The sequence below is a fragment of the Pseudomonas sp. B707 genome, assembly GCF_022496685.1.
Taxonomy (GTDB): Bacteria; Pseudomonadota; Gammaproteobacteria; order Pseudomonadales; family Pseudomonadaceae; genus Aquipseudomonas; species Aquipseudomonas paraglycinae.
In genome coordinates this window covers 1-11,922 of the sequence record NZ_WTVE01000010.1, presented here as the reverse complement: position 1 = coordinate 11,922, position 11,922 = coordinate 1, and the positions used below count along the sequence as shown (strand labels likewise).

The window sequence follows — 11,922 nt, the reverse complement described above, 5'->3', positions numbered from 1 at the left end:
GCAGTTGAAAAGGGACAACTCAATTCATCCCAGGCAGCTGAACCTTGGGCTTAACGTCGTTCTGCACAACGGATGCCAAGGGTGCGACCACTCCCTGGCTCTTGAGCAATTCGCCCATGGTCGCCTTGATTCGATACTGAGTAAATAACTGAATGTTTTTGATTTCAGCCAGACGCCGCGAAGCGGTGAACAGCTCGTTTTCACTGTCGAGCAAATCCAGCAGGGTACGTTCGCCGAGGCTGAACTGACGCTGATATGCGGTGCGCACCGAGGTGCTGTGATCAACGTACTGCTGAGCGATCGGCACCTGAGCGTTGGCGTTGTTCAGGGCGTTCCAGGCCAGGCCCAGTTCTTCATTCAATTGGCGCAAGGCGTTGTTGCGGATATCCAGCGCCTGGTTCGACAGGTACGACTTGGATTCCAGATCCGCCTTGTTGCTGCCGCCCGAATACAGGTTGAAGCGCATGCGCAGCATGGCCTGCCATTCGTTGTTGTGACCGTTCTGGCCGTCGAGGTCGTTGTCGGCGGTGCGGCCCAGCTCGGCGTCGAAACGCGGGTAGAAGGTCGACTTGGCAGTCTCGTATTGCTTCTCGGCCGCGGCGATATCGGACTCGGCCGAACGCAGGATCGGGCTGTTTTCCAGCATCTGCTGGCGCGCTTCATTCAGGTTGGCCGGCATCATCGCCATGAACGGCGCCGGACGCTCCAGCTGATCGGGCATCTGGCCGACGGCGCTGAGGAAATTGGTTTCCGAGTCGGCGAGGTTGGTCTGCTCGGTGATCAGGTTGTTGCGGGCCTGGGCCATCCGCGCTTCGGCCTGATCGAGGTCGGCACCGCTGCCGACGCCGCGCTGGGTGCGCAGCTGGATCTGGTCGTAGATGCGCTGGTGGCTCTTGAGGTTTTCCTCGGCCAGACGCACAAACTCACGACGGGTCAGCACGTCCAGGTAAACCTGGGCCACGGTCAGCGCAGTGCGCTCGGAAGTGCCGAGCAAGGAATACGCGCGGGAGTTGACGGTGGCTTGTTGACGCCCGACTTCGCTGGACGTCGCAAAACCGTCAAAAACCATTTGCGACAGACGCAAACTTGACTCGCTGCGGTTCAGGGTTTCCCAGTGATTGCCACCACCGGCGGCACGGGTGGTCACGCTGTCGGTGCCTTCACGGCCATAACCGCCCAGCAGATCGACCTTGGGCAGGTATCCACCTTTTGCAGCCTTTAATTGATAATCCGCGGCCAGTCGGCTGTTGACCCCTGCCTGGATTTCCGGATGGACATCCAGCGCCTGCTGCATGGCTTCTGGTAAGGATTGTGCTTGTACGAAAGACGCGGCGAGAGCGAAGGGTAGAGCCTTGAACAGGTGCGAACGCATGGTAAAGATTTCCCAGAACTTCTTGTCTTGAATCACAGCAAAATGACGAGCTGCGTCGGAAGATGGCAACCGGAATGACCGTATGTCGGAAAGTTTAAAACCGGAACTGGATCACACGCTGAAGGGCAGGTCGCCGCATAAATATCAATGTGACATTACTGGGGCGATTGTTTAGGATGGCACCCAGAAGGTCAATAGTTTGGCATAAAGTTAATAGCGAAAGAATCTAGCCAAAATATTGACGAAAAACAGCGTCAACTTTGTTTCATCTTTTTTTAAAAGTACGTCCAGACTGAATCGGCGCAGACAGCCATCAGGTCTATGGAAGTCAACTGAACGTGACACCCGGAGAGTCTTCAATGAGCAGTGTTGTTGCCATCGTCAAAAGCATTGTTGGTCAGGTTTTCGTGGTGTCCCCAGAGGGCGTCCGTCGCGTACTCGTTGAAGGCGACCGGCTGTTTGCCGGCGATCAGGTCGACACCGGCGTTTCCGGCGCCGTGTCCCTGGAACTGGCCGATGGCCGCACGATCGATCTGGGCCGCGACACTCAGTGGAGCGCCGATGCCCCGGATTCCAGCACCGACCTGGCCGAAGCCACCGCCGAAGCCGCGCCGTCGGTAGAAGAGCTGCAACAAGCCATCGCCGCCGGTGTCGACCCGACTACCGCCCTTGAATCCACCGCCGCCGGCCCTAGCGCCGCAGGAACTGGCGGTGCCGCCGGTGGCGGTCACAGCTTCGTGATGCTCGATGCGACCGCTGGCCGTGTCGACCCGACCATTGGTTTCCCGACCGCAGGCATCAACGCTGCCGGCCAGGCCGCCCAGAACATCACCGGCGGCCAGACCACCGACACCAACGCCAATGCCCTGCGCGAATCGACCCTGAGCCTCAGCGCCACGCCGAGCATTACCGAAGCCGGCGGCGTTCTGGTGTACACCGCGACCCTGACCCAGGCGCCGCTGACCGACCTGACCATCACCCTGTCCAACGGCGCGGTGATCGTGATTCCGGCCGGTTCCACCACCGGCACCGTCAACGTGCCGCTGGCACCGAACGACACTGTTTATAACGACCCGACCCAGATCGACGTGACCGTCACCGGCACCACCGGCGGCAACGGCATCACCGTGACCCCGCCGACCACCCCGGCCACGACCCAGGTCACCGACACCATCGACACCACCACCGTCACCCTGACGGCGGGCCCGAGCGTGACCGAAGGCGGTCAGATCACCTACACCGCGACCCTGACCAACCCGGCGCAGACGCCGGTGACCGTGACCCTGTCCAACGGCTCGACCATCACTATCGGCGCCGGCCAGACCACCGGCACCGTCAACGTGCCGACCGCACCGAATGACGTCTATAACAACGGCAGCACCGTCACCACCACCATCACCGGTGCCACGGGCGGCAACTTCGAAAACCTGGTGCCGAACCCGACACCGGCCGTTACCACGATCGTCGATTCGCGAGACACCACCGGCCTGACCCTGACCGCTACCGGCACCGTGGTCGAAGGTGGCCAGATCACCTACACCGCGACCCTGACCAACCCGGCGCAGACGCCGGTGACCGTCACCCTGTCGAACGGCTCGACCATCACCATCGGCGCCGGCCAGACCACCGGCAGCGTCAACGTGCCGACCGCGCCGAATGACGTTTACAACAACGGCGGCACCGTCAGCACCACGATTACCGGTGCCACCGGCGGCAATTTCGAGAATCTGGTGCCAAACACGACGCCAGCGACCACCACCGTCACCGATTCCATCGACACCACCAACCTGTCGCTGAGCGCCACCGGTTCCGTGGCCGAAGGCGGTTCGATCGTCTACACCGCGACCCTGACCAATCCTGCCGGGACCCCGGTGACCGTGACGTTGAGCAACGGCTCCGTCATCACCATCGAGGCTGGCAAAACTACCGGCACCGTGACCACCACTGCGCCAGCCGATGACGTCTATAAAGACGCCGGCAAAGTCGAAGTCACTATCAAGGACGCAACCGGCGGCAACTTCGAGAACCTGGTGCCAAGCACCGTTCCGGCCGTTACCGAAGTCACCGACACTATCGACACCACCACGGTAAAACTCACAGCGACCGAATCAGCGGCTGAAGGTGGCACTGTCACTTATACCGCTACTGTCGGCGCACCAGTGACCGGTTCGCCGGTCACTGTGACGCTGGCCAATGGTCAGTCGATCACCATCGAAGTGGGCAAAACCACCGGTACCGTGACCACCACTGCGCCGAACGATGCGTTGACCGGCAATGCACCGCTGACCAACTCGATCACCGGCGTTTCCGGCGGTAACTACGAAAATCTGGTGGCCGACAAAACCCCGGTTTCGACCACGGTGACAGACGTGGCCGACACCACCAATCTGACCCTTAGCGCCACCGGCACTGTCGCCGAGGGTGGTTCGATTGTTTACACCGCGACCCTGACCAATCCGGCCGGTACCCCGGTGACCGTGACGTTGAGCAACGGCTCCGTCATTACCATCGAAGCTGGCAAAACCACCGGCACCGTGACCGTTCCGGCGCCAGCCGATGACGTCTATAAAGACGCCGGCAAAGTCGAAGTGACCATCAAGGACGCCACCGGCGGCAATTTCGAGAACCTGGTGCCGAGCACCGTTCCGGCCGTCACCGACGTGACCGACACCGTCGACACGACCACCGTCAAACTGACCGCGACCGAGTCGGCGGCTGAAGGTGGTACCGTTACTTATACCGCGACAGTTGGCGCCCCGGTAACCGGCTCGCCTGTCACCGTGACCCTGGCTAACGGTCAGTCGATCACCATCGAAGTCGGCAAAACTACCGGCACCGTCACCACCACCGCACCGAACGACGCATTGGCCGGCAATGCGCCGCTGACCAACGCGATCACCGGCGTGAGCGGCGGCAACTACGAAAATCTGGTCGCCGACAAGACGCCGGTCAGCACCACCGTGACCGACACCGTCGACACCACCAACCTGACCCTCAGCGCCACCGATTCCGTGGCCGAGGGCGGCTCGATCATCTACACCGCGACGCTGACCAATCCAGCCGGCACTCCGGTGACCGTGACGTTGAGCAACGGCTCCGTCATCACCATCGAAGCCGGCAAAACCACCGGCACCGTGACTGTTCCTGCGCCTGCCGATGACGTCTACAAGGATGCCGGCAAAGTCGAAGCGACCATCACCGGCGCAACCGGCGGCAACTTCGAAAACCTGGTGCCAAGCACTGTGCCGGCCGTGACCCAGGTCACCGATACCATCGACACGTCGACCGTCAAACTGACCGCGACCGAATCGGCCGCTGAAGGCGGTACCGTCACTTATACCGCGACGGTTGGCGCCCCGGTAACCGGCTCGCCTGTGGTTGTGACCCTGGCCAATGGTCAGGCGATCACCATCGAAGTCGGCAAAACCACCGGCACCGTGACCACCACCGCGCCGAATGACGTGCTGGCCGGCCATGCACCGCTGACCAACTCGATCACCAACGTCAGCGGCGGCAACTACGAAAACCTCGTGGCCGACAAAACGCCGGTCAGCACCACCATCACCGACACCGTCGACACCACCACCGTATCGCTGACCGCCACCGGCAACGTCAACGAGGGCGGGCAGATCATCTACACCGCCACCCTGACCAACCCGGCCGGCACCCCGGTGACCGTGACGTTGAGCAACGGCTCCGTCATCACCATCGAAGCCGGCAAAACCACTGGCACCGTGACCGTTCCGGCTCCTGCCGATGACGTCTACAAAGATGCCGGCAAAGTCGAAGTGACCATCAAGGACACTTCCGGCGGCAATTTCGAAAACCTGGTGGCCAACCCGACGCCAGCGGTGACCAACGTCGCCGACACCATCAACACCACGCACCTGACCCTCAGCGCCGAAAGCTATGTGCTCGAAGGCACGTCGATCACTTACACCGCGACCTTGACCAACGCCGCGCAGACGCCGGTGACCGTCAACCTGAGCAACGGCCAGACCATCGTTATCGAGGCCGGCAAGACCAGCGGTTCGGTGACCATCCCGGCGCCGAGCGATGACGTCTACAAGGATGTCAGCAAGCTCACCGTGACCATGACCGATGCCAGCGGCGGCAACTTCGAGAAGCTCGACGTCAGCAAGACGCCGGTCAGCACCACGGTCAACGACACCATCGACAAGACCACGCTGACCCTGAGCGCCAGCGATACTGTCAGCGAAGGTGGCCAGATCACCTACACCGCGACCCTGAGCAACCCGGCCGGCACCGCCATGACCGTGACCCTGGCCAACGGCGCGGTCATCAACATCGCCGCCGGTGCCACCAGCGGTTCGGTGAACTTCCCTGCGCCGGCCAACACGCCTTACATCGACGGCGGCAAGGTGCAGACCGCGATTGCCAGCCACAGCGGCGGCAACTTCGAACAGGTCGATGCCAACCGTTCGGCGGTGGTGACCAAGGTCACCGACACCGTCGACACCACCAACATCAGCCTGAGCGCCACCGGTTCGGTCGCCGAGGGCGGTTCGATCGTCTACACCGCGACCCTGACCAACCCGGCCGGCACGGCCATGACCGTGACCCTGAGCAACGGCGCGGTGATCAACATCGCCAAAGGCGCGAGCACCGGCACCATCACCGTCGCCGCACCGGGCGACGACGTGTACAAGGACGCCGGCAAAGTCGACGCCAGCATCACCAAGACCACGGGCGGCAACTTTGAAAACCTGGTGGTCGACAAGACCCCGGCGGTGACCGACGTCACCGACACCATCGACAACAGCACCGTTTCCCTGAGCGCTACGGCCAGCACAGTTGAAGGCGGCGTGGTGGTTTACACCGCCTCCGTCACCGCACCGGTGACCGGCTCGCCAGTGGTCGTGACGCTGTCCAACGGCCAGACCATCACCATCCCGGTCGGCGCCAGCAGCGCCAGCGTCAACTACACCGCACCGAACGATGCACTGGCCGGCGGCAACACGCTGAGCGTGAAGATCGACGGCACCAGCGGCGGCAATTACGAAAACCTGGTCGCCGACAAGACTCCGGCCGTGACGTCAGTCACCGACACCGTCGACACCACCAACCTGACCTTGAGCGCTACAGGTTCCGTGGCCGAAGGCGGTTCGATCGTTTACACCGCCACGCTGACCAATCCGGCTGGCACGCCAGTGACCGTGACCCTGAGCAACGGCTCGGTGATCACCATCGAAGCGGGTAAAACCACCGGCACCGTGACCGTTCCGGCGCCTGCCGATGACGTTTACAAAGACGCCGGCAAAGTCGAAGTGACCATCAAGGATGCATCCGGCGGCAACTTCGAGAATCTGGTTCCGAGCACCGTTCCGGCCGTCACTGAAGTGACTGACACCATCGATACGTCGACCGTGAAGCTGAGCGCCGATACGTCGGTGGCTGAGGGCGGCACCGTCACCTACACCGCCACTGTTGGCGCTCCGGTGACTGGCTCGCCGGTCACCGTGACCCTGGCCAACGGTCAGACCATCACCATCGAAGTCGGCAAGACCACCGGCACCATCACCACCACCGCGCCGAACGATGCACTCAACGGTCATACCCCGCTGAGCAACTCGATCACTGGCGTGAGCGGCGGCAACTACGAAAACCTCGTAGCCGACAAAACCCCGGTCAGCACTACCGTGACCGATACCGTCGACACCACCGATCTGACGCTGACCGCGACCGGCACCGTGGCCGAAGGTGGCCAGATCACCTACACAGCGACCCTGACCAACCCGGCCGGTACTCCGGTGACCGTGACGTTGAGCAACGGCTCCGTCATCACTATCGAGGCTGGCAAAACCACCGGCACCGTGACCGTCGATGCGCCGAAAGACGACGTCTACAAGGACGCCGGCAAAGTCGAAGTGACCATCAAGGATGCAACCGGTGGCAACTTCGAGAATCTGGTACCGAGCACTGTTCCTGCCGTTACCGAAGTCACTGACACCATCGACACCACCACGGTGAAACTGACTGCGACCGAGTCGGCGGCTGAAGGTGGCACTGTCACTTACACCGCCACCGTTGGCGCTCCGGTAACCGGCTCGCCGGTGACCGTGACCCTGGCCAACGGTCAGTCGATCACCATCGAAGTCGGCAAGACCACTGGCACCGTGACCACCACTGCGCCGAATGACGCGTTGAACGGTCACACTCCGCTGACCAACGCGATCACCGGCGTGAGCGGCGGCAACTACGAGAATCTGGTCGCCGACAAGACTCCGGTTTCGACGACCGTCACTGACACCGTCGACACCACCAACCTGACCCTGAGCGCCACCGATTCCGTGGCCGAGGGCGGCTCGATCACCTACACCGCGACCCTGACCAATCCGGCCGGCACTCCGGTGACCGTGACGTTGAGCAACGGCTCAGTCATCACCATCGAGGCCGGTAAAACCACCGGCACCGTGACCGTCGATGCGCCGAAAGATGACGTCTACAAGGACGCCGGCAAAGTCGAAGTGACCATCAAGGATGCAACCGGCGGCAACTTCGAGAACCTGGTGCCGAGCACTGTTCCGGCTGTTACCGAAGTCACCGATACCATCGACACCACCACGGTGAAACTCACCGCGACCGAGTCGGCGGCTGAAGGCGGTACCGTTACTTACACCGCGACCGTCGGCGCTCCGGTGACGGGTTCGCCTGTGACCGTAACCCTGGCCAATGGTCAGTCGATCACTATCGAAGTCGGCAAGACCACCGGCACCATCAGCACCACCGCACCGAACGACGCGTTGAACGGTCACACCCCGCTGACCAACGCGATCACTGGCGTTTCCGGCGGCAATTACGAGAATCTCGTAGCCGACAAGACCCCGGTTTCGACCACCGTCACCGATACCGTCGACACCACCAACCTGACCCTCAGCGCCACTGACTCGGTGGCCGAGGGCGGTTCGATCGTTTACACCGCGACCCTGACCAACCCGGCCGGCACCCCGGTGACCGTGACGTTGAGCAACGGCGCCGTCATCACCATCGAGGCCGGTAAAACCACCGGCACCGTGACCGTTCCTGCGCCTGCCGATGACGTCTACAAGGATGCCGGCAAGGTCGAGGTGACCATCAAGGATGCAACTGGCGGCAACTTCGAGAACCTGGTGCCAAGCACCGCTCCAGCCGTCACCGAAGTCACCGACACCATCGACACCTCGACCGTCAAACTGACTGCGACCGAGTCGGCTGCTGAAGGCGGCACTGTTACCTACACCGCCACCGTTGGCGCGCCAGTGACCGGCTCGCCTGTGACCGTGACCCTGGCCAACGGTCAGTCGATCACCATCGAAGTCGGCAAGACCACCGGCACCGTCACCACCACCGCACCGAACGATGCGCTCAACGGCCATACGCCGCTGACCAACTCGATCACTGGCGTGAGCGGCGGCAACTACGAAAACCTCGTGGCCGATAAAACGCCAGTCAGCACCACCGTGACCGACACCGTCGACACCACCACCCTGACCCTGAGCGCCACGCCGGAAGTCAACGAAGGTGGCCAGATTACCTACACCGCGACCCTGACCAACGCCGCCGGCACCCCGGTGACCGTGACCTTGAGCAACGGCGCAGTGATCACCATCGAGGCCGGTAAAACCTCCGGCACCGTGACCGTCGATGCACCGAAGGACGACGTCTACAAGGACGCCGGCAAAGTCGAGACGACCATTTCGACCACCACCGGTGGCAACTTCGAGAACCTGGTCACCAGCACCGCCCCGGCGGTCACCACCGTCAATGACACCATCGACACGTCCACCGTGTCGCTGACCGCCACCGCCAACGTCGCCGAAGGCGAAACCGTGGTTTACACCGCGACCGCGACGGCGCCAGTGACCGGTTCGCCGCTCGTCGTGACCCTGTCCAACGGACAGACCATCACCATCGCCGTCGGCGAAACCACCGGCACCGTGAATTTCGTCGCGCCGAACAGCCCGTTGGCGGGCGGCAGCTCGCTGAGCGTGACCATCGACAAGGCCACCGGTGGCAATTACGAAAACCTGGCGGTCGACGGCAAACCGGCAAATACCTCGGTTTCGGACACTGTCGACACGACCAACCTGAACCTGACGGCCACCGATTCGGTTGCCGAGGGTGGTTCGATCACTTACACCGCGACCCTGACCAACCCGGCGGGTACGCCGGTGACCGTGACCCTGTCGAACGGCGCTGTCATCACCATCGAGGCCGGTAAAACCACCGGTACCGTGACCGTCGATGCGCCGAAAGACGACGTCTACAAAGACGCCGGCAAAGTCGAGGCAACCATTTCGACCGCTACTGGCGGTGGTTTCGAGAACCTGGTGCCGAGCACCGTTCCGGCCGTGACCAACGTCACCGACACCATCGACACCACCACGGTGAAACTCACCGCCACCGAGTCGGCGGCTGAAGGCGGCACCGTTACTTACACCGCGACTGTCGGCGCGCCTGTCACCGGTTCGCCTGTGACCGTGACCCTGTCCAACGGACAGTCGATCACTATCGAAGTCGGCAAAACCACGGGCACCGTCACCACCACCGCACCGAACGATGCGCTCAACGGCCATGCGCCACTGACCAACGCGATCACTGGCGTGACTGGCGGCAACTACGAAAATCTCGTGGCTGACAAAACCCCGGTCAGCACCACCGTGACTGACACCGTCGACACCACCAACCTGACCCTGAGCGCAACTGGCTCGGTGGCCGAGGGTGGTTCGATCGTCTACACCGCGACCCTGACCAACCCGGCCGGCACTCCGGTGACCGTGACCCTGTCGAACGGCGCTGTCATCACCATCGAGGCCGGCAAAACCTCCGGCACCGTGACCGTCGATGCACCGAAAGACGACGTCTACAAAGATGCTGGCAAAGTCGAGGCAACCATTTCGACCGCCACCGGTGGCAACTTCGAGAACCTGGTGCCGAGCACCGTTCCGGCCGTGACCGAAGTCACCGACACCATCGACACCACCACGGTGGAACTCACCGCGACCGAGTCGGCCGCTGAAGGCGGTGCTGTCACTTACACCGCCACCGTGGGCGCGCCTGTGACAGGTTCGCCAGTCACCGTGACGCTGGCCAACGGTCAGTCGATCACCATCGAAGTGGGCAAGACCACCGGCACCGTGACCACCACTGCGCCAAACGATGCGCTTAACGGCCACACGCCGCTGACCAACGCGATCACTGGCGTGAGCGGTGGCAACTACGAAAACCTCGTCGCCGACAAGACGCCGGTCAGCACCACCGTGACCGACACCGTCGACACCACCAATCTGTCGCTGACCGCGACCGACAGCGTGGCCGAAGGTGGCTCGATCGTTTACACCGCCACCCTGACCAACCCGGCCGGCACACAGCTGACCGTGACCCTGTCGAACGGCGCCGTCATCACCATCGAGGCCGGTAAAACTACCGGCACCGTGACCGTTCCTGCGCCTGCCGATGACGTCTACAAAGACGCCGGCAAGGTTGAAGTGACCATCAAGGACGCAACCGGTGGCAACTTCGAGAACCTGGTTCCGAGCACCGTTCCAGCCGTAACGGAAGTCACCGACACCGTCGATACGACGACCGTGAAGCTGACCGCTTCCGAAACGGCCGCTGAAGGTGGCACCGTCACTTACACCGCGACTGTTGGCGCGCCAGTGACCGGCTCGCCTGTGACCGTGACCCTGGCCAATGGTCAGTCGATCACCATCGAAGTGGGTAAAACCACTGGCACTGTCACCACCACCGCGCCGAACGATGCGCTCAACGGCCACACGCCGCTGACCAACGCGATCACCGGCGTGACTGGCGGCAACTACGAAAACCTCGTAGCCGACAAAACGCCGGTGTCGACCACCGTCACTGACACCGTCGACACCACCAATCTGACCCTCAGCGCCACCAATTCGGTTGCCGAGGGCGGTTCGATCACTTACACCGCCACACTGACCAACGCTGCGGGCACTCCGGTGACCGTGACCTTGAGCAACGGCGCCGTGATCACCATCGAAGCCGGCAAAACCACCGGCACCGTGACCGTCGACGCACCGAAAGACGACGTCTATAAAGATGCCGGCAAAGTCGAAGCAACCATTTCGACCGCCACCGGTGGCAACTTCGAAAACCTGGTGCCGAGCACCGTTCCGGCTGTGACCGAAGTCACCGACACCATCGACACCACCACGGTCAAACTGACCGCGACCGAGTCGGCGGCTGAAGGCGGCACTGTCACTTACACCGCCACCGTGGGCGCGCCTGTGACCGGCTCGCCAGTCACCGTGACCCTGACCAACGGTCAGTCGATCACCATCGAGGTGGGCAAGACCACCGGCACCGTCACCACCACCGCACCGAACGATGCGCTGACCGGCCACGCGCCGTTGACCAACGCGATCACCGGCGTGACGGGCGGCAACTACGAGAACCTCGTAGCCGACAAAACACCGGTTTCGACCACCGTCACTGACACGGTCGACACCACCAACCTGACCCTCAGCGCCACCAATTCGGTTGCCGAGGGCGGTTCGATCACTTACACCGCCACACTG

Annotated in this window: 2 protein-coding genes; one reads left to right on the top strand and one right to left on the bottom strand. The window is 62.5% G+C overall.

Annotation, left to right across the window (positions count from 1 at the left end; all coding sequences use genetic code 11):
• Nucleotides 1-19: 19 nt before the first annotated feature.
• Nucleotides 20-1,372: a TolC family outer membrane protein gene (locus GQX66_RS03480; protein ID WP_102688570.1), complete on the bottom strand. Its 1,353-nt coding sequence runs from the start codon at nucleotides 1,370-1,372 to the stop codon at nucleotides 20-22.
• Between the two features lie 359 nt (nucleotides 1,373-1,731).
• On the opposite strand from GQX66_RS03480, the gene GQX66_RS03475 reads away from it, so the two are divergent.
• On the top strand, nucleotides 1,732-11,922 hold a 10,191-nt coding region (locus GQX66_RS03475), incomplete at its 3' end, for a retention module-containing protein (protein WP_240866437.1).